Consider the following 18,716-nt stretch of genomic DNA (forward strand, 5'->3'; position numbering starts at 1 on the left):
GCGGAGTTTTTTATGTTTGCGTCAGCTCGGCCTCTAAGACGAATGTGGTAATCTCGGGTCGACAATTAAATCGGATCGGTAACAAGGTCGTGCCAATCCCACGATTCGTATAGACATGAAAATCGCTTCCTACAAACTTGTATAAACCTATCGAATACTTTTTCCCCAAATCCGGGGTAAATACACTTCCATATAGTGGAATTCGAATCTGGCCACCATGGCTGTGACCTGAAAGCTGCAAATCGACTGGATATTTCCAAGCTGTATCCGCGAAATCGGGCTCATGCGCAAGTAAAAGCACGAATTCCTTCTCTCCCACTCCTTTTAGCGCACGCAGCAAATTGGGTTTACCATAAAACATTTCATCGACACCGACAATTTGAATAGTACCATCACCCTGTTGGATCGAACGCCTTTCATTGACTAATACAGTGAAGCCAGATTGCTCCAGCACACTCCGAATTCGCTCCTCCCCCAAACGCATATCATGATTGCCAAGCACTGCAAACTTCCCCATAGGTGCTTGCAATCGCGATAAGATGGGAATGACAGCCTTCGTGACTTCACCCTGATTTGAATCAAATAAATCCCCTGTAAAACACAGGATATCGGGAGCTTGCTGCTGTATCAGCTCAACTAGTTTAGATAGATGATTCAAGCTATAATACTTGCCGATGTGTGTGTCACTGAACTGCACAATCCTTGTGCCTGCAAACGATGACGGATACCGTCGATACGTTAGCTTTACTGTAGTCGTCTGTGTCCAATTCCGCTCACCGAAAATACCATAGGCACCACTCAATCCTAGTATTACACCTAACGACCCAACGGCAATAAGACCCTGCTTGAGGAATGACCTGCGACTTAAGGATTCCTTCTCCACGCTTATGTCCCCTCCCATCTTCCAGTTATAGGCCTAATGACTCACACTTTCGCGATATTTGTCGGGGGATATCCGCGCAAGCGTTGATACACTTTGTATAATTTTAATATAATCGGGATTGATTTCGAATAAAAAACATGCGATAATACAAGTAACGATACAAAGTGTATCTCACACGGAAAGTTTTGGAGGGGTCGTTTGTGAATATGATAAGCCAGATGGAAATCGAAGAATTTGATGCTGAGTGGATCACCCTAATCATGAGCGCACGCAAGATGGGCCTGAGCATGGAGGATATCCGTACATTCCTAAGAAGCCCCTTCCAGCCTAAGAAACAATTACATAACGCAAATGAAAATGACCCTTGCTTGTCCTCATAGAATCACTAGGTTTTCCTACTTATTCATCGTTTGGCCGCTTCATTCTCCATTTGTTGAAATCCAAAAACTCTCGAAATTGCTGCTTATCAACCCCAGAAGTCATAGCTTCTCTAATGATATCGTACCATTCTTCATCTAGCTCACGATCACTCACTACCGGCTCTTCCTGATCATCTATAAGTCGATCTACAGGCACCTTTAAAACAGATGCAATTTTCTCTAGAAATTGAATCGAAGGGTTTTTCTGAATGTCTCTCTCCAGGCTGCTAATATACGATTTAGCTACACCTGCACGTTCAGCTAGTTCTGTCAGGGACAAGCCCTTCTCTTTCCTTAATTGTTGGACACGTTTTCCAATCATATTAGATCTTCCCTTGTATAAAAGTAGTAGTTGCTCCCTTTATTATAGCAGAATTCCCTCTAAAGAACAAATGTTGTTCCTAATAAAGAACAAAACTAGCCCCTTACGGGGCTAGTTTTTACTCGCTTACTTTTTCTGGATACGAGCGAAGAACATGCATCTTCTAGTTCACTTTTTCATTATGCCATTTCATAAACTCTATCAAAATTTTAAATTCTTGGATTCGCTCTTTTTTTATGCCCGATCTCTTCAAATCCGAAATAAAATCCATCCATTCTTGATCCAGCCCATGGTTGGGTTCCGCTTCTACAGTAATTAGTAATAGCACTTTCAAATCAACCTTCAGAACCAAAGCGATTTTCTCCATAACATGGATAGAAGGATTCTGTTTCAGATTTCGCTCAATGTTGCTTAAATACGACTTGGAAATACCTGTCCGCTCGGAAAGCTCAGACAACGTGAAGCCCCTTTGTTTGCGAATACTTGAAATGTTATGACCAATCATGGTTATCCTCACTCCACAGTAACACTTTTCGCCAGATTTCTTGGTTTATCAATGTCGCATCCTCGATACTTAGCTGCGTAGTAGGCGATTAGTTGTAAGGGAATGACCGAAACTAGCGGCGTAAGCAACTCGTGTACGGCTGGCAGAACAACCTGATCCGTGCCTTCCGCCATCCCTTCCATGCTGATCATACAAACTTGAGCTCCTCGTGCCAAAATCTCTTGTACATTGCTTCGAATATTCGCACGAATATGGGGCTGGGTCAGGAGTGCAATCGCAGGCGTCCCTTCCTCGACTAACGCAATTGTTCCATGCTTCAGCTCGCCGACTGCAAATCCTTCAGCTTGAATGTAGGAGATCTCTTTCAGCTTCAAGGCACCTTCCAAAGCTACGTAATAATCCACACCGCGACCTATAAAAAAGCAATTCCGCGAGGCATTCAGATATTGCCAAACAACCTCCTCCATCATTTCTTTTTTATTGATCATAATCTCCATCGTATTAGCCGCGATACTTAGCTCATGGAACGGATTAACTTGCTGCACTTTCCCTTGTGCTTGTGCATGATCGAAAGCCAGAATGGCTAATACGGCAATTTGAGCCGTGTAGGCTTTGGTTGATGCGACCGCAATTTCTGGGCCAGCATGTGTGAGTAACGTAAAATCTGCTTCGCGCGACAGAGTTGAACCGGGAACGTTCGTAATTGTCAAGGTTGGATAACCCATTTCTTTAATCGCGACTAATACACCTCGGCTATCTGCCGTCTCTCCACTTTGCGAGATGAAAACAAAGAGCGGGTGCTTAGATAGAATGGGTCTATTATACAGAAATTCACTAGCGATATGCGTCTCAACAGGGATATCTGCAATCTTCTCAATTAACTGTTTGCCCACTAACCCCGCGTGATAGCTGGTTCCGCAAGCTATGATATAAATGCGATCCGTTTCCTTTAATCTTTCGCGCAGCTGCGCATCCATCTGGCTGTTTCCGTTACGATCCTGATATTTAGATATGACCTTGCGAATAACGGCAGGCTGTTCATCGATTTCTTTGAGCATATAATGGGGATATAGGCCCTTCTCTATATCGCTAGCATCGAGCTTTACTTGAAATGGTCTTCTTTGGATCACTGCGCCATTCAAGTTTTTCACTACTTTGGAAGCCTGACGAAGAATAACCATCTCTTCATCCATCAATTCAACGAATTGATTCGTAAGCTGCAGCATAGCCATCGCATCGCTCGCGATAACATGAAAATCAGTGCCCAAACCAATGAGCAATGGACTTTTATTTTTACCAACATAAATCGTTTCCATGTCCTGATTATCCAGCAAAGCAATCGCATAAGAGCCTTTGATTTCCAGAAGCAATTGCCTGAATGCTTCCTCTACGTCCAGCCCGCTTTCCACCAATTTCTCCATCATCTGAACGATCACTTCTGTGTCCGTATCGCTTGCAAAGGGAACGTGCGAAAGGAATTGCCCCTTCATTTCTTGGTAGTTCTCAATGACGCCATTATGTACAACCGTAAATCGACCGTTGTTACTTTGATGCGGATGAGCATTTCTGCGACTTGGTTTCCCATGTGTTGCCCATCTCGTATGGCCAATTCCAATGCTCGCTCCCTGCTCCAGATCAATTACTTCACGAAGGGCTGCAATCCTGCCTTCTTCTTTATAGACATGTAACCCCCTGTCGTTCAAAATGGCAATTCCTGAAGAGTCATATCCTCTATACTCTAGCTTTTCTAATCCTTTGACCAAGATATCTTTCACATCTTGATTACCAACATATCCCACAATACCACACATGGTAGAGGCCTCCTCTTTGATATTCTTAATAAAGAACGACAGGGTAGTATCTGGTATTAACTGAATACATTCGCCAATTTGTTCATACGTTTGTACTAAGGGGAGGGATCATGTCATGTATTCACTTTCGACGAGTGTATGGAAAAAGACGAGATGTACTTACCATAAAATCATGCATGCCTACAATTATATTCTCTATCAAGACTGCCTGGATAGCGAAATGAAAGAAGCCCTGTTCAAGAAAATGAACTATCATAGAATGAAAAGAGATAAATTGGTTTGACCTCGTACCGATCTAAGCACTCATACTCTTGGCCTTACTGATCGACTTTTGAATACATGTAATTACCCTTGCTTGTTCTTCCTCCGTCAAGCTGGACCCCGAGGGTAGGCATATTCCTGTTGTAAATAATTGCTCTGAAATATGCTCATTGTCACTATGCGGATAATAGGCCGTACCTTTAAATAGAGGCTGCATGTGCAGCGGCTTCCATACCGGACGAGCTTCTATATTCTCTTCGGCCAGGAAATCTAACAAAGAGGCCACAGAAACCCCGGCTTCATCGGGATCTAACGTAAGAGCCGTTAGCCATCGATTCGATCGCGTATGCGCCAATTCCGGCATAAAGCCAATGCCCGGCAGATCTGCCAATGCTTGATAATAACGCTCAAATACCGCGCGTCTTGCCAGGACTCTTTCTTCCAATACGGCTAACTGAGCTCTTCCAATCCCTGCCAGCACGTTGCTCATCCGATAATTATAGCCGATTTGGCTATGCTGATAATGTGCCGCATTGTCACGTGCTTGGGTAGCTAAGAAGCGAGCCTTCTGTAAGCCTTCGATATCATTGGAAACCAGCATCCCACCGCCTGATGTCGAAATGATTTTGTTCCCATTAAAGGAATAGATGCCATATTTGCCAAAGGAACCGCTTGCCCGCCCTTTATAAGTCGAGCCTAAGGATTCTGCTGCGTCCTCGATAATGGGTACCTGATAGGCGTTGCAAAGCGCTATGATTTCATCCATCTTGGCGCTCTGACCATATAAATTGACGACAATAACCGCTTTAGGCAATGTGCCATTCCTCTCGGCCTCGCGCAAGGCTCGTTCTAAAGCTTGTGGGGACATGTTCCACGTTTCTGGCTCTGAATCAATGAATACGGGTGTAGCTCCTAGATATACAATGGGATTGGCGCTTGCCACAAAGGTTAGGCTTGAACAAAACACCGTATCGCCTGCAGTTACATGCAGTAATTGCAACGCTAAGTGTATAGCTGCAGTACCCGAACTGACCGCGGCTGCATCCATACGCCCGACATAGGCTGCAAGCTCTCTCTCAAAGGCATCAACATGCGGACCCAGCGGAGCGATCCAATTTGTATCAAAAGCGTCCTGGATATACGCAAGTTCATTGCCGCTCATGTGCGGTGGAGATAAATAAATCCTTTTTTTATTCGTAAACATAGATTCAGGTCACACCTTTCATACGATGATAGGAACCATACAAGTGCTTATTCAATGGTTTAGAAATCACTTCTTCTTGCTAATTACGGTTGCAGGATTGCCTACTGCTGTCTGGTAAGAAGGAATATGATGAATAACCGTGGCACCGGCTCCAACCATCGTCCATTCACCAATACTTTTCCCAGGGATGATCGTTGCTCCCGCTCCAATCATGGCGCCTTCCTGAATGACAACTGCACCCGTCAGTGTTGCTCTTGGCGCGATGTGAACATAGTCTGCAATGTGACAATCATGCTCAACGATCGCTCCTGTATTAATAATGGCATGATAACCAATATTGGCGTCCGCATTAATGACTGTGTTGGCCATGATGACCGTTCCCTGAGCTATTGAAGCGCTTGAACTGATCACTGCCGACTCATGAATAAGTGTTAGGTAATGCTCATTGGGTATGCCCAATCTTGCCGTAATCGACTTTCTAATGCTGTTATTACCAATGGCAACAACCCATTTCAGCGCGTCGCCGCTTTCAATGAACTGTTGAGCGGATGAAATCGGCCCTACGTAAACATCCTTGTTCATGGTGAATTCTTCATACTTATCATCTAAAATAGCGACAATCTTGTAGTCTCTCTTCGTACTAATCATTTCTCTGATAACTTTGCTGTGACCACCCTCGCCAATCACGACAATATTCACAAAGGATCACATCTTTTCATGAAAGATTGGATCCCGAGAATTTCTCCATGGTCACATGATTCACATGACTGACGCCTTCCGACTTCAACACTTTTCCAACCGTCATAGCCAAAATTTTCAGATCCAGCATAAAGCTTTGATTCTCCACATACCAAATATCGAGTTTAAATTTCTCTTCCCACGAGATCGCATTACGACCATGCACCTGCGCCCATCCGGTAATACCAGGCCTAACTAGATGGCGTTTCGCCTGCTCTTTGGAATATAAGGGCAAATAGTCCATTAATAGCGGTCTCGGCCCCACTAAGCTCAAATCCCCTTTAATGACATTGACTAATTGTAGAAATTCATCCAGACTGTATTTCCTTAGAAATTGTCCAAAAGGAGTCAATCGGATGGAATCGGGTAATAAATTCCCCTCGCTATCTCTCTCATCCGTCATGGAACGGAGCTTCAATAGAAGAATCGGCTTTTCGTGTAAACCAGGTCTCTGCTGCTTAAAGATTATAGGCGAGCCTAGCTTCAGCTTAATTAGGATAGCTACGATCCCCATAATCGGAAGAAACATCAGTAACAGTGGAATGGCAACAAGTAAATCAAACAATCGCTTCATGGATCATCTTCTCCTACTGATCTTGACTAAAAAGCTTTGATTTCATACGATCCAGCTTCCACTTCAAATAATTCACATTTTTGAAGGTATGGCCATCCACAGCAACTAGCCATTGATTATTTGGCAATTGGAGCTGGTCAATGTGATGCATGCCATCCTTGCGCCAGTCGTTCTCTTTCTTGGACCCACTCAGAATGAGAGAAACTTCCTCTTCCTCATATGTCTCCTCTGTCAGTATGTTGACCTTAAACACCCTCACTGAATCGCCATAATGCGGATAATCCGCTTGCGTATACCTATGAACGTACCCATCGGAAACAATGAGTCTGCCGCCAGGTCTGCTGATCTTGTCGTTGTTTGAGATAATTGGACTTTGGGGATGCTCCACCCAAGGACCTTCCAATTGGTCCGAATAGAAGATGTGGAAACTATCCTCTTCCGTTCCGGCAAACATCCACCATTTTTCATGAATGTACACAAGGGAAGGATCTAAATATTGGCCCTCCATCAGCTCACAGGTCACTTCCCATTCAAAGGGGAAATGGGTCGCTTTATATAAAATAACCCGATTCGATTCAGCCGTCTCAGGCAGCATGAAAAATTCATTATTATGGATAAATACTTGCGGATAGGATAAATGAAACTTTTCACGCAGTACGACTTGTTTATACTTCCATTTAACCCCATCTGAGCTTGATGCAACGCCGATTTCTCCTTGACCAGAAGCTTTATTCAAAATTTCGAAGAACAGAAAAAATTCAGACCCCTGTTGGATAATAAACGGGTCCGCTACAAATTCCGCTGGAACATCCGTAACATCTGAAGCTTGTAGACTCGGCTTTTCCAATTTGTGATTGTTTGGTGCAGAAGAAATAAAGCCATCTGATCTAAATACTGATATGGACCAAGTAGATACAATCATGCCTTGACGCAACAGAGAAAACCAACTCTGAAATCTTCTTAAACTCATAGCACTAACGATTGACAAAACTGTTCCTCCTTAAGATCATCCCAATGAAGCGGATATGACAGAATTAATTTATTATTGTCTACATAAAGAAGTATTCATAGATTTGCCACCACTTCATTCTCCTCTTGATAGCCTTGTGGGTTGTAGGTTTGCCAACGCCAGGAATCCAGACACATTTCATCAATGCCCTTCTGAGCGACCCATCCCAATTCTCGTTCGGCCTTGGTCGGATCTGAGTAACATATGCCGATATCTCCTGGTCTTCGGGCAGTTATCTTATATGGAACAGGTCTGCCCGTTACGCGTTCGAAGGCAGATACCATTTCCAGCACACTATAACCCTGTCCGGTTCCAAGGTTGTATGCCTCCACACCGGAGGTCGACATAACCTTCTCTAGCGCCTTCAAATGCCCGCATGCAAGATCAACTACATGAATATAATCTCTTACTCCTGTGCCATCCAACGTGGCATAATCATTGCCGTATATCTGAAGTTCCTTCAACCCGCCGACCGCTACTTGCGTGATATAAGGCATCAGATTATTCGGAATACCGTTCGGATCCTCGCCTAATCTACCACTGTGATGAGCACCAATCGGGTTAAAATAGCGCAGCAGCGCGATACTCCAATCTGCATCCGAGACATGCAGATCTCGCATCATTTCTTCAATCATCAGCTTCGTGCGCCCATACGCATTCGTTGCTCCCAGTGGTACATTTTCCGAAATCGGTACACGCTCTGAAGTTCCATACACAGTCGCTGATGAGCTAAATACAATTCTTTTCACCGTATATTCCTGCATGAGCTCACATAAAACAATCGAACCAGAGATATTATTATGATAGTAGCGAAGGGGCAAAGAGACGGACTCCCCTACTGCCTTAAGCCCTGCAAGATGAATCACGGCTTCAATATGGTGCTGTCGGAAGACACTTTCTAGATCCTGCCGGTTCAATAGATTAATCGGATAGAACTCGAAGTCTTTGCCAGTAAGCTCTTTCACCCTTCTTAATGATTCCGAGCAACTATTGCTAAGGTTATCGACAACAACGATGTCATACCCCGCATTCAATAATTCCACACACGTGTGACTTCCGATATAGCCCGCTCCACCCGTTACGAGAATTGCCATCCGTATAACCCCCTATTCCTTAATCAGAATTTTAGAAAATCACTTTTGTAGATAATGTCCAACGTCACGACATTCTCATAGTAAAAATAGATGAAATAAAAACCGATGATCGCGTAATAGACTAGCTTCTGTTGCTTCTTGGCAAATAAGCTAATCACCCATGACATGAGGATCACATTATATAAGCCAAAATAGATGGTAAATCTAGCGAAAATCCAGTTTTGCGTTGCGATAGCCATGACAACAAAATTCAATAAGGACATGTTGACAACATAATCACCATAGGGAAATATTTCTCTTAGCTTGTTTCTACCTAGGTAGGCTAATACTAAAGGTACTGCGCCGACAGCCACCCGAATGACGTTAGCTCCACCCTCTTGGAAATTCTGATACTCACTGTAATGCGTATCCGCAATCGCTGAGAAAATAGCGTTCGATATCACACCGTAACCGATAATCAGAATCACAGAAGCGGTCAAAAGAACAATCGTGGAGGATGTCCACGCCTTCCTTCTTACAATGAAGTAGATCGGAATTAGGATTAAGGCACTGCCATGAAATAAGGAGGCGAAACCCACCACGAGGAAATATTTCTTCCAGCTTCCTTCAAATAAGAATTTAGTAGCAGCGAATACGATAGCTGACGCTAAAAACTGCCGTACACCGTTCATCGAAACAATAAAGAGTCCGGATGTGATGTACATGTAAATGCTTAATTCAAATAGCTTGGAATACTTGTACAGCACATAAATAATGAGTACATTCGTCACTAAGGCGGTAATAAAAATTAATAACTGAGGATTATCGGTGATGGATTTCAAAATCATTTGTAAAATGCCGAAGCCAATGTCCTTCTCTGCTTTCACTTCTGACCAAGTAAAATCACTCAGCCGATAGGAATACATATAAAAGAAGGTATCGCCAATATTGTTACGAAGCCCAGCGATGATAACAAAGGTTGCCATAACGAAGGCGGTTAGCCATTGATTCGGCTTCATCCATAGCTGGCCAGACCCATTATACACAGGCTTGGCTATATGTCTGGAAAAGTAAGATGCGATATAGACTACGACCAGATTAAGCCACAATATAGCCATATTAAGGTTCCTTTCGGAGAGCTATGAGATTCTTGTTTTTCTACTTACATACCAATACAGGATGATACCAAGGGGGATCGCGAGAAAGGTTAGCAGCTTACTCGGTGTTTCTGACATAAACCTTCGATTACCTGAAATAATTGAGCTGGAGACGTAGTGGATGGACTGTTTAAATTTGAATGTTACGCTAGCAAAGGGGAGCTTCATGAGTTCCTTACGGTAAAAAGCAAATCCGTTCGGATTTCTGCGGTACTGCTTCAACATGTTCATCGAGGAGCCATCCGGCAAATATTCGACGCAGCACAGAACTTCATTCATAAGCAGCAATTCATACTGCTCATCTAGCTTGAAATACTTATAGGCCAAGCCTACATATTTTTCATTATCGAAAATAGGATAGGGATGGTCTCGCGTTAATTCGCTGCGATAGACTAGCTTCTTATCCCCCGTCACGCCATGCTTACTGTATAACTCAAACAGCGTTGAACGCTTACGTTCCTCCGGAAATCGAGTACCAATGATGCGACCATCTGTAAAGGCATCCAGTCCGATGATGCCACTCACCTGATCATTGCCATGCTGATCCCAGAACGTAAGAATATGCTCCACGGCCTCAGGCGGCATATAATCATCAGAATCAATACAGACATTTAATTCTGTGTCGATTAGCCTATACGCCGCATTGTGCGCACCATGCATACCTTGATTATTTTGACGGTGATATCGGATTTGAATATCATTCTCTGTCATCCACCCAGCAACTAAATGCTGCGTATCATCCGTTGAGCCATCATCAATGATGAGCCAAATGAAATCTTTGGAGGTCTGTTGTTTCAGACTCTCGTAACACACGGGAAGACAATAGGCCCGATTATACGTCGGCGTAAACACAGTAAGTTTCTTCATATGATCACCTCGAAATGCCTTGATAAAAGCCCTCAGTCCAAGCGGCTGTATTGCGAATATCGTAGCCCTGGCTCGATAAAGATAAGGCAGGTATGTGCCGGGAAGCCTTTCTAGCCATGACCTGTTTCATTTGGTTAATCCATATCTCTTTGTTATCCAGTGGTAATCGATCCACCAGATGAATCCCCATATCGACTTCCTCCGTAATCGCATCGGAGATGAGGCAAGGCAGTCCTGCACCCTGCGCCTCGATAAGCGTGACCGGCAATCCTTCATGTAACGAAGGAAACACGAACATGTCAAAGCCTTGCAGCAGCCGTGAAATATCGCTTCGCACACCGAGGAATTTGACCTTATGCTGCAACTGCAGAGCCTCCACTTTCTGTTCAAGCTCTGCACGCAGTGGCCCATCCCCCGCCAATATAAGAATCGTTTCTGGCCTTTGCTCGTGCAATTGGGCAAAAAGTTCTAGGAGATAAGCATGATTCTTCTGGTGCGCGAATCTCCCTACATGCCCAATCACATATGACTCCGGGGCTATTTGCAGCTCGTGCCGGATGAGGTTTCTCACCTGGGGTGAAAAGGCAAATTGGTCACTCTCAATCCCATTTTTCACCAGCATGACTTTGCTTTCTTTACGAGTAAATAACCAATGGCCGGCCTTATTCGAGCATGCTAGAAAATGAGTGGCACAGGAAGCGATAAAGATACCGGCAAACCATTTGTACATTTTGGCCGCAATGCCGCCTTCGCTGCTCGTATTATGACTATGAGCAATACGATTGGGGATTCCAGCTTTTTTGGCTGAGCGCAATACAAAACCGCTCATTTTATCCATATGGGCATGAACGATCTTATAGCTGGCTTCTTTGGCAAAAAATTGATCTAATGCTTGGATGTATTTCGTATGACCAATATCAGATACATAGGGGATTCTATGAATCATCCCCCCCATCTCGCTGATCTCAGCATCATAAGCACCCGCTTTACAAGTTAGAAAATCGAATTGAATCTTCGAACGATCCAAATTACGATATAAATTCATGAGAAGTGTTTCGGCTCCGCCTCTATTCATATTTACGACTACGTGTAGAATTCTTATTGGATCGCCCACATGCCCTCCACCTTTTCGTCCATAAATAGGGAATAGATCGTGCTCTTCTCCTCTAACACCTGGTGAATGGCATAATTTCTCTCCACCATCCTTCTACCGTTCAAGCCTAATTTCATTCGCAATTCCTTATTGTGCGCCAGTAGCAAGAGTTTCCGTGCGATAGCTGCGTAATCATTAGGAGCTGTAATCCAGCCGTTCGCATCATTCTGTACGAGTTCTCTGTGTCCTCTATTTTCACTGGCAATCACAGGTAGACCACAGGACATAGCCTCCATGATATTCACGGGCAATCCTTCTCGTAGACTGGATGCGACAGCAATATCACACATCGGTAGCAGGTGATCGATATCCTTCCGATAACCAAGAAAATCAACGCGGTCGGCTATATCAAGCTCCTTGGCAAGCGCTTTGCACGGCCCCTGCAACGGCCCTTCACCAGCAAGCAGAAGCTTGAGATGTGGAGCCTCTGCCTTAATCGAAGCTAATGCTCGAATCAGCACCTGCTGATTTTTATTCGCATTAAATTCGGCTGCATAAAATAGGAGAATATCCGCTGGCTGATAGCCACTAGCTGTTTTCAGGTCTAACTTATGCAGCTCGTTCACAGGCTGGAATCGCTCCGTATTTACACCTACACCATGCACATGTTCGATGCGATTTGCCCTGAACCGACGACTGATTGCAAGTTGATAATCTTCCTCGTTAATGGTGATCAAGCAATCCGTATAATTCGAAAGGAATTTCTCTAAAGGATAGTAAGCTAACCAATGAAACAGTGGTGCCCCCTGGCAGAAATGAAAGCCATGCGCGGTATAGATAACCTTGGTTCCCTTCTTCCGCGCAGCTCTCGCTGCTAAACGAGCCAGTACGCCTCCCATCGGGGTATGGCAGTGAATCATCTCGTAGTTATTCGCGTCGATGATAGCCTTCAACTTTGCGTAAGCCTCTAGGTTGGCTCGTTTAAGCGGTGATCGTTGAATCGGCACATGAAACTTCGCATCAACATAAGGAAGGTCCATATTCCCGCTAGCGGCGATATGGACCTCCCAACCCTGATCCTTAAACCACTTCAGATAGGGTAAATGAAAAGCATTAAAGTGATAATCGACGGTTGCACAAAAAAGTATTTTTCCGGACATCTTGGCATCACCTATTTAATTAATTCTTTCTCCATCAATTCGGACAAGTATTTCAAAAGTCCATATCTTAAATCATTACGCAACAAAGCATATTCGATCGTGGTTTGAATAAAGCCCATTTTCTCGCCAACATCATACCGAGTGCCTTCGAATTCATAAGCGTACACCGATTCATATCGATTTAACTGTGCGATGGCATCTGTCAGCTGAATTTCCCCGCCAGCACCTGGCTGTTGATTGTTCAATATCTCAAAAATCCGTGGCGTTAAAATGTAGCGCCCCATAATAGCTAAATTGGAGGGTGCTAGTTCTTTGATCGGCTTTTCTACCAAATGATTGATGCTGTGTAAGCGAGGCTCGATCTCAATGGCATCCACGATTCCGTATCTAGAAACCTCTTCGTCAGAAACGTGCTTCACACCAATAATGGACGCATCCTGATACTCATATTGTTCCATCATCTGTTTCAAACAAGGCTTATCCGCTCGCACAATGTCATCGCCAAGCAGTACCGCAAAGGGCTCGTTGCCAATAAATTTGCGTGCACACCAGATGGCATGTCCTAAGCCTTTGGGCTCCTTCTGGCGAATATAATGGATATCTACATTGGAGGATTTCTTAACTTCTGAAAGTAATTCGAATTTTTGCTTTTCTAGTAAATTTTGCTCAAGCTCGAACGAATTATCAAAATGGTCTTCGATCGCTCTTTTACCTTTACCGGTCACAATGATAATATCTTCAATGCCCGATTCAATCGCTTCCTCGACGATATATTGAATGGTCGGCTTATCTACAATGGGTAACATTTCCTTCGGCATTGCTTTGGTTGCAGGTAGAAATCTTGTCCCCAGACCAGCAGCTGGAATGATTGCTTTTCTTACTTTCATAGTTGATTGCTCCTTTTTAGCCTACTGATGATAGCTTCTTGGATAAGAGAATGACATTACTGTTACCAATATTAAGAAGATGCTCTCTTAGGCTTTCCTTATCGAGACTAGCATACTTTGAAATCATATCTTTGATCTCATCCATATACAGCTCCGCCGTTTTGCCTATATATATCTTCGGATATACTTGCTGTTCCTCGATTTCGTCCGCTTTCAGCAGCTCCTCATAGAGCTTCTCACCAGGCCTCATTCCTGTAAATTCAATCCCAATATCTTCAACAGAGTTGCCGGACAGCTTGATGAGGTTCTTGGCCAAATCAACAATTTTCACGGGTTCCCCCATGTCTAGCACAAAGATTTCTCCGCCTTTCGCAAGGGCACCGGCTTGCATAACTAACCGAGAGGCTTCAGGTATCGTCATAAAATAGCGAATCATATCGGGATGAGTGACGGAAACGGGTCCGCCTTTTTCAATTTGATGCTTAAACCTTGGAATGACGCTGCCTCTACTTCCCAGAACATTACCGAAGCGAACCGCAACGAATTTCGTAAGGCTGCTCTTATCCATATCCTGAATAATCATTTCCGCCATTCGTTTGGTGGCGCCCATGACACTGGTTGGATTCACCGCTTTATCCGTTGAAATCATAACGAATGTATTCACTTCATACTTGCTCGCTGCCATAGCAACATTCATCGTGCCAATGACGTTGTTTTTGACCGCTTCCTCTGGATTTCGTTCCATCAGAGGCACGTGTTTATGAGCTGCTGCATGATAGACGACATCGGGGCGATGCCGATTCATAATGGCCATCATTTTCCTGGAGTCCTGAATATCTGCAATTTCAGTTATGAATTCTGTCTGAGCGTACTCCGCTATATCCTTCAGTTCCATTTCGATGGAATAGATACTATTTTCCCCATGACCTAGTAGGATCAGCTTCTGAGGTTGAAACTTCGCAACTTGACGACAAATCTCAGAGCCAATAGATCCCCCAGCACCAGTGACTAGCACAACTTTATCGGTGACAAACTCAGAGATACTTTCAATATCGAGTTCAATTGGTTCTCTGCCTAAAAGATCCTCAACATGCACATCCATGAATTGATTCACCGAAAGCTTGCCTGTAACAAGATCCTCTAGCATGGGAAGTGTTTGCGTTTTGGCTGATGTTCTAGCACATTCCTGAACGATGATGTTCAAGTCTCTTTTACCCAGGGATGGAATAGCGATAATGATATTGTCAATTTGCAATTCTTTTACGGTTTGCTCAATGCGATTAACGCCACCCACAACAGGTATTCCGAGTATATCCAGATTATGAATGCGTACATTATCATCAATAAAGGCAAGGGGTTCTAACTCTGCATCGTTATTTTTTATTAGCTGTCTGGCAACCATTAATCCGGCAGAACCCGCGCCGATGATCAAAGTCCGTTTTTTCCCGGTTTTCTTGATATACGAATTGCGGAAAAGCCGCCAACAGAAACGGGATCCGCCAATTAGCAAAATGTGAATCATCCAGGTTACCGCGAGCAATCGGAAATAGATATCCTGAGCAATGACTTGCTGGATACACGCTACAGTAATAACCGAGAAGCTAACAGCTTTAACAATGAACAATAATTCGGCGATACTTGCATATTCCCAAGCTTTCTTATAAAGCTTATACGTAAATGAAAATACATGATGACTAACAAGTAGCGTTATTGAACTCACAATCAAAGGTAATGTGATGACATGAATATCTGCACTCAGCAGAAAGCGACTAACAAAAATAGACGTTAATACAATAAAAGAGTCTATGAAGATTAATAGAGATAATCGTTGGCGATATGACAAATAAATCCACCCTCTCACTAAAGTTCTTAAGTATAAGGCCTTTGGAGAAAGACCGTATAATTAAATCCTTTAATACGTTGTAGGGCATCTAACCCTGCCTCGCACCACACTTTTGACGACTCGCGTCTAAGGTCTTGTCAACCCACAGCATGATCGAGTACTTCCTTTGATAACGGTAAGGAGGCATCACCGGGAAGTTTCTAGAAGTTCTTTATAAAGAACAACACTAGTCAACTCTACTTCAATCCTATTATAGAGAACATTTTTCACTTAATTATTCTTTATAAAGAACGTTAATGTGAAAAAAAATAGCCTTATTACTGCTCTTTCGACTTATTTTCATTGTAGTTCTTTATAAAGAACATGTCAATAACAAAATAATTGCCAGCTCGCTGGACTTTAACCCCGATCTATTTTATCTAGCAACACATAAACTAATATTCACAACAAAAAAATAGAATGAGGTGAACATGAATGATACGAGCTAATCTTGGTGATTTGGATGATGTTAATTTAACCACGAAGCTACCTGCCAACAATGATGTTTTGACTTATGATAATCCGACCATGCGTTGGGTTCCGAAACAACTGGTTATTCCAAGCCCTGCCACTTCCTCTCCTTCCGCTTCCTATGTGATTGAACTAACCAAATGGTCGATCAAGAATGATGGGACGAATTCGGCTGCCACGACAAAAGGTATCAATGATGCTTTACTTTGGGCCAAATCGCAAGGGTTTACGCATTGCGTACTGCCACAAGGGACTTATGCTTTGAAGATGGATAGTACAACCTATGCCTGTATTATCATGCAAAGCAATATGCATTTCGAAATGGTTGATGGATGTACCTTACAATTGGAAACGAATTCATCCCCTTGGTATAGCATCTTCTATATGAAGGGTGTAAGCGACGCAACCATTTCAGGGGGCACTGTCATTGGCGATAAGAAAACTCATATATACCAATTAGGTATTAAATTTGTAAGAGGCGGCGTGAATACGGATGGATCGCTGAATACAAATCCCAATTTTATTCGAAGTCAAGTTATAGATCGCTATAGTAATGCTGGATTGCTTCAATTATTCCGATTGTGGTCCATTAACGGGATAACCAATCCTGGCTACAGTTTCTACCAATATAAAGATACGATTTCAAGCAGTACGTTGGCTGGATACCGAAACAATGGGCTATTCGCTCCCGCAGCGCCAACAGGACGCGGTTGGGTGGCAGATATCATTAATGCAAACAAAATGATTTTCTCTATAGACATTACCTCCTCACCGTTAACAGATGCCCAAATTGCTCAAATCAACGCCAAAGTGGATGCACAGAATTACACCCACGAATGGGGACATGGGATTGAACTCTTTGGTGCAAATAACGTCCAAATTGTAAATGTGGATATTAGTAATTGCACAGGGGATGCTGTTACTGCTACCTGGTTGGAATATAAAGATAATCCCAGCGATTATACCCAAGCACAAATGGGGTCCTATATTTCGGTCTATAACTGTAACTTGCATCACTGTAGACGACAAGGCATCTCGATTATAGGATCGACCGACGTCACCATAAGCAACAATAAAATTCACCATATTGGTAAAGCCGATGATGGCATTACGGAAGATGGTACTTCCCCCATGTTTGGCATCGACATTGAATCCATGTGGTCAGAAACGAATATTCCTACATTCCGCCCCGAATTAAATCAACCTGGCTTAGAGCTTAATACACGCATCTATATTAAAGATAACTACATCGCTAACAATGCCCGCGGGCATTTCGTAAATGCGGACGGATATAATATCATCGTAGCGGATAACACCTTTGATGGTTATAATGTTGGCGGCATTAGCTCTTACCCAACCAATATGTATGTGAAATATCTGAATAACACGCTTATGGGATGCGAACTCGTCGTTAAAGGTGACAACTTCCTGGACGGTGCAGTGTGTAATAATGCGAGTATTAAAATCGCTGACCTTGCCGGAGCTTTCATTACCAATTGCCAGATCAAGAACGGGGAGTTCTCTGGCGCCAGTTTAACCGGATATTTCGGCATGCCTACCGTCAATGTTGCTGCTTCAACGTTCTCCTATGGTGCGCCGCACGGCATGGGTAATGGCGCTAAGATTGTGTTCGAGCAGTGGCTTGGTAAAGTCCCAACAGGTATCAGTGTGGATAAACTTTATTACACGGTCAGTGTAACGGCCAATAGCTTCAAAGTTTCAGAGTCGGCGAACGGCACAGCAGTGACCTTAACAGATGCTGGAACAAGCGGTTATAACATTAGCAGATACAATTATGGTCGCTGCTACATCTCAGATATTACCGTTGAAAGAGATTGGAGAAATGATAACGCCTTAACTAAAAATTTCGCTTTGCTGCTAAGTGGCGGCGTGATTAGGAATATTACCGTTAAGAACTATGAACTGGAAATTGTATCGCCAGCGAACTATGTAGGAAGACCAATCCTCGTAGATGGTGTTACTGTCATTGAAGGTGGGGCCAACTTTGAAAGTTGTGAAGTTAGCAATAGTACGTTCCAGCGTGCTAAAACAGGAATTCTTGGCGGTGACATTAACTTGGGTTCAACCGACTCGCAATATACAAGGAAGATTATCGTTGATCAATGTTTGTTTCAAAATGTTGGGGTCAACTACAATGGCAATATTACGAATAATCGGAGTACGTTTCTGAACTCGAACATTGGGAAATCAGACAACACGAATATAGCCCTCATTACCAACAGTTACTTGGAAAACACCAATATCAATATGCATTGGCTGACACGCCCCAAATCCATGACGATCGCAAGATGTATTTTCAGTAATGTAGTCACAGATGTCAACGCCAACACAAGACTGCTTGAGAATCTCAGCGTCTGATGCCACGGGAAAAAGGAAGAC

At 43.4% G+C, this 18,716-nt stretch carries 17 protein-coding genes; 2 read left to right on the plus strand and 15 right to left on the minus strand.

Annotated features, from left to right (window positions below):
• Positions 1 to 10 precede the first annotated feature (10 nt).
• Positions 11 to 883: a metallophosphoesterase gene (locus tag AC58P7_RS24065; protein ID WP_497347416.1), complete on the minus strand. Its 873-nt coding sequence runs from the start codon at positions 881 to 883 to the stop codon at positions 11 to 13.
• Between the two features lie 206 nt (positions 884 to 1,089).
• Here AC58P7_RS24065 and AC58P7_RS24070 point away from each other — a divergent pair, with 206 nt between their 5' ends.
• Positions 1,090 to 1,263: an anti-repressor SinI family protein gene (locus AC58P7_RS24070; protein ID WP_497347527.1), complete on the plus strand. Its 174-nt coding sequence runs from the start codon at positions 1,090 to 1,092 to the stop codon at positions 1,261 to 1,263.
• A 19-nt stretch (positions 1,264 to 1,282) separates the two neighbouring features.
• On the opposite strand, the gene AC58P7_RS24075 is transcribed toward AC58P7_RS24070, so the two are convergent.
• The 14 genes from AC58P7_RS24075 to AC58P7_RS24140 all read right to left on the minus strand — a co-directional run bounded on the left by AC58P7_RS24075 (position 1,283) and on the right by AC58P7_RS24140 (position 15,806).
• The gene (locus AC58P7_RS24075; protein ID WP_497347418.1) at positions 1,283 to 1,624 is read right to left on the minus strand and encodes a helix-turn-helix domain-containing protein; all 342 of its coding nucleotides are present in this window, start codon (positions 1,622 to 1,624) and stop codon (positions 1,283 to 1,285) included.
• 163 nt (positions 1,625 to 1,787) lie between these two features.
• Positions 1,788 to 2,129, minus strand: coding sequence for a helix-turn-helix domain-containing protein (locus AC58P7_RS24080; RefSeq protein ID WP_497347420.1), 342 nt, complete (start codon positions 2,127 to 2,129; stop codon positions 1,788 to 1,790).
• A gap of 8 nt (positions 2,130 to 2,137) precedes the next feature.
• On the minus strand, positions 2,138 to 3,940 hold the full coding sequence (gene glmS, locus AC58P7_RS24085) for a glutamine--fructose-6-phosphate transaminase (isomerizing) (RefSeq protein WP_497347422.1): 1,803 nt from the start codon (positions 3,938 to 3,940) through the stop codon (positions 2,138 to 2,140).
• Between the two features lie 295 nt (positions 3,941 to 4,235).
• A complete protein-coding gene (locus AC58P7_RS24090) occupies positions 4,236 to 5,405 on the minus strand; it encodes a DegT/DnrJ/EryC1/StrS family aminotransferase (RefSeq protein ID WP_497347424.1) in 1,170 nt (389 codons plus the stop codon).
• Between the two features lie 66 nt (positions 5,406 to 5,471).
• Entirely contained in the window at positions 5,472 to 6,104 is a 633-nt protein-coding gene (locus tag AC58P7_RS24095) for an acetyltransferase (protein WP_497347426.1), read from the minus strand.
• A gap of 16 nt (positions 6,105 to 6,120) precedes the next feature.
• Positions 6,121 to 6,717 carry a sugar transferase gene (locus AC58P7_RS24100; RefSeq protein WP_497347428.1) on the minus strand — a complete coding sequence of 199 codons (597 nt, stop codon included), beginning with the start codon at positions 6,715 to 6,717 and terminating at the stop codon, positions 6,121 to 6,123.
• Between the two features lie 13 nt (positions 6,718 to 6,730).
• Positions 6,731 to 7,687, minus strand: a complete 957-nt coding sequence (locus tag AC58P7_RS24105) for a glucosamine inositolphosphorylceramide transferase family protein (protein ID WP_497347430.1) — start codon at positions 7,685 to 7,687, stop codon at positions 6,731 to 6,733.
• 95 nt (positions 7,688 to 7,782) lie between these two features.
• Positions 7,783 to 8,820: a UDP-glucose 4-epimerase GalE gene (galE, locus tag AC58P7_RS24110; protein WP_497347432.1), complete on the minus strand. Its 1,038-nt coding sequence runs from the start codon at positions 8,818 to 8,820 to the stop codon at positions 7,783 to 7,785.
• A gap of 23 nt (positions 8,821 to 8,843) precedes the next feature.
• Positions 8,844 to 9,917 carry an EpsG family protein gene (locus AC58P7_RS24115; RefSeq protein WP_497347434.1) on the minus strand — a complete coding sequence of 358 codons (1,074 nt, stop codon included), beginning with the start codon at positions 9,915 to 9,917 and terminating at the stop codon, positions 8,844 to 8,846.
• A gap of 21 nt (positions 9,918 to 9,938) precedes the next feature.
• The gene (locus AC58P7_RS24120) at positions 9,939 to 10,823 is read right to left on the minus strand and encodes a glycosyltransferase family 2 protein (protein WP_497347436.1); all 885 of its coding nucleotides are present in this window, start codon (positions 10,821 to 10,823) and stop codon (positions 9,939 to 9,941) included.
• Positions 10,824 to 10,827: 4 nt separating this feature from the next.
• Positions 10,828 to 11,937 carry a glycosyltransferase family 1 protein gene (locus tag AC58P7_RS24125; protein WP_497347438.1) on the minus strand — a complete coding sequence of 370 codons (1,110 nt, stop codon included), beginning with the start codon at positions 11,935 to 11,937 and terminating at the stop codon, positions 10,828 to 10,830.
• Positions 11,922 to 13,076: a glycosyltransferase family 4 protein gene (locus AC58P7_RS24130; RefSeq protein WP_497347440.1), complete on the minus strand. Its 1,155-nt coding sequence runs from the start codon at positions 13,074 to 13,076 to the stop codon at positions 11,922 to 11,924. The genes AC58P7_RS24125 and AC58P7_RS24130 overlap by 16 nt, the downstream gene beginning before the upstream one ends.
• Positions 13,077 to 13,087: 11 nt before the next feature.
• Positions 13,088 to 13,963 (minus strand): UTP--glucose-1-phosphate uridylyltransferase GalU, encoded by an 876-nt coding sequence (gene galU / locus AC58P7_RS24135; protein ID WP_497347442.1) that lies wholly within the window; start codon positions 13,961 to 13,963, stop codon positions 13,088 to 13,090.
• 16 nt (positions 13,964 to 13,979) lie between these two features.
• Entirely contained in the window at positions 13,980 to 15,806 is a 1,827-nt protein-coding gene (locus tag AC58P7_RS24140) for a polysaccharide biosynthesis protein (RefSeq protein ID WP_497347444.1), read from the minus strand.
• Positions 15,807 to 16,280: 474 nt separating this feature from the next.
• On the opposite strand from AC58P7_RS24140, the gene AC58P7_RS24145 reads away from it, so the two are divergent.
• On the plus strand, positions 16,281 to 18,695 hold the full coding sequence (locus AC58P7_RS24145) for a right-handed parallel beta-helix repeat-containing protein (protein ID WP_497347446.1): 2,415 nt from the start codon (positions 16,281 to 16,283) through the stop codon (positions 18,693 to 18,695).
• Positions 18,696 to 18,716 lie beyond the last annotated feature (21 nt).

It is taken from the genome of Paenibacillus sp. J22FR5 (genome assembly GCF_059691975.1).

What these genes read in the sequence shown, in the direction of transcription:
- AC58P7_RS24070 (WP_497347527.1), top strand. Translation starts at nt 1,090, where the DNA reads ATGATAAGCCAGATGGAAATCGAAGAATTTGATGCTGAGTGGATCACC.
- AC58P7_RS24075 (WP_497347418.1), bottom strand. Translation starts at nt 1,624, where the DNA reads ATGATTGGAAAACGTGTCCAACAATTAAGGAAAGAGAAGGGCTTGTCC.
- AC58P7_RS24080 (WP_497347420.1), bottom strand. Translation starts at nt 2,129, where the DNA reads ATGATTGGTCATAACATTTCAAGTATTCGCAAACAAAGGGGCTTCACG.
- glmS (WP_497347422.1), bottom strand. Translation starts at nt 3,940, where the DNA reads ATGTGTGGTATTGTGGGATATGTTGGTAATCAAGATGTGAAAGATATC.
- AC58P7_RS24090 (WP_497347424.1), bottom strand. Translation starts at nt 5,405, where the DNA reads ATGTTTACGAATAAAAAAAGGATTTATTTATCTCCACCGCACATGAGC.
- AC58P7_RS24100 (WP_497347428.1), bottom strand. Translation starts at nt 6,717, where the DNA reads ATGAAGCGATTGTTTGATTTACTTGTTGCCATTCCACTGTTACTGATG.
- AC58P7_RS24105 (WP_497347430.1), bottom strand. Translation starts at nt 7,687, where the DNA reads ATGAGTTTAAGAAGATTTCAGAGTTGGTTTTCTCTGTTGCGTCAAGGC.
- galE (WP_497347432.1), bottom strand. Translation starts at nt 8,820, where the DNA reads ATGGCAATTCTCGTAACGGGTGGAGCGGGCTATATCGGAAGTCACACG.
- AC58P7_RS24115 (WP_497347434.1), bottom strand. Translation starts at nt 9,917, where the DNA reads ATGGCTATATTGTGGCTTAATCTGGTCGTAGTCTATATCGCATCTTAC.
- AC58P7_RS24120 (WP_497347436.1), bottom strand. Translation starts at nt 10,823, where the DNA reads ATGAAGAAACTTACTGTGTTTACGCCGACGTATAATCGGGCCTATTGT.
- AC58P7_RS24130 (WP_497347440.1), bottom strand. Translation starts at nt 13,076, where the DNA reads ATGTCCGGAAAAATACTTTTTTGTGCAACCGTCGATTATCACTTTAAT.
- galU (WP_497347442.1), bottom strand. Translation starts at nt 13,963, where the DNA reads ATGAAAGTAAGAAAAGCAATCATTCCAGCTGCTGGTCTGGGGACAAGA.
- AC58P7_RS24145 (WP_497347446.1), top strand. Translation starts at nt 16,281, where the DNA reads ATGATACGAGCTAATCTTGGTGATTTGGATGATGTTAATTTAACCACG.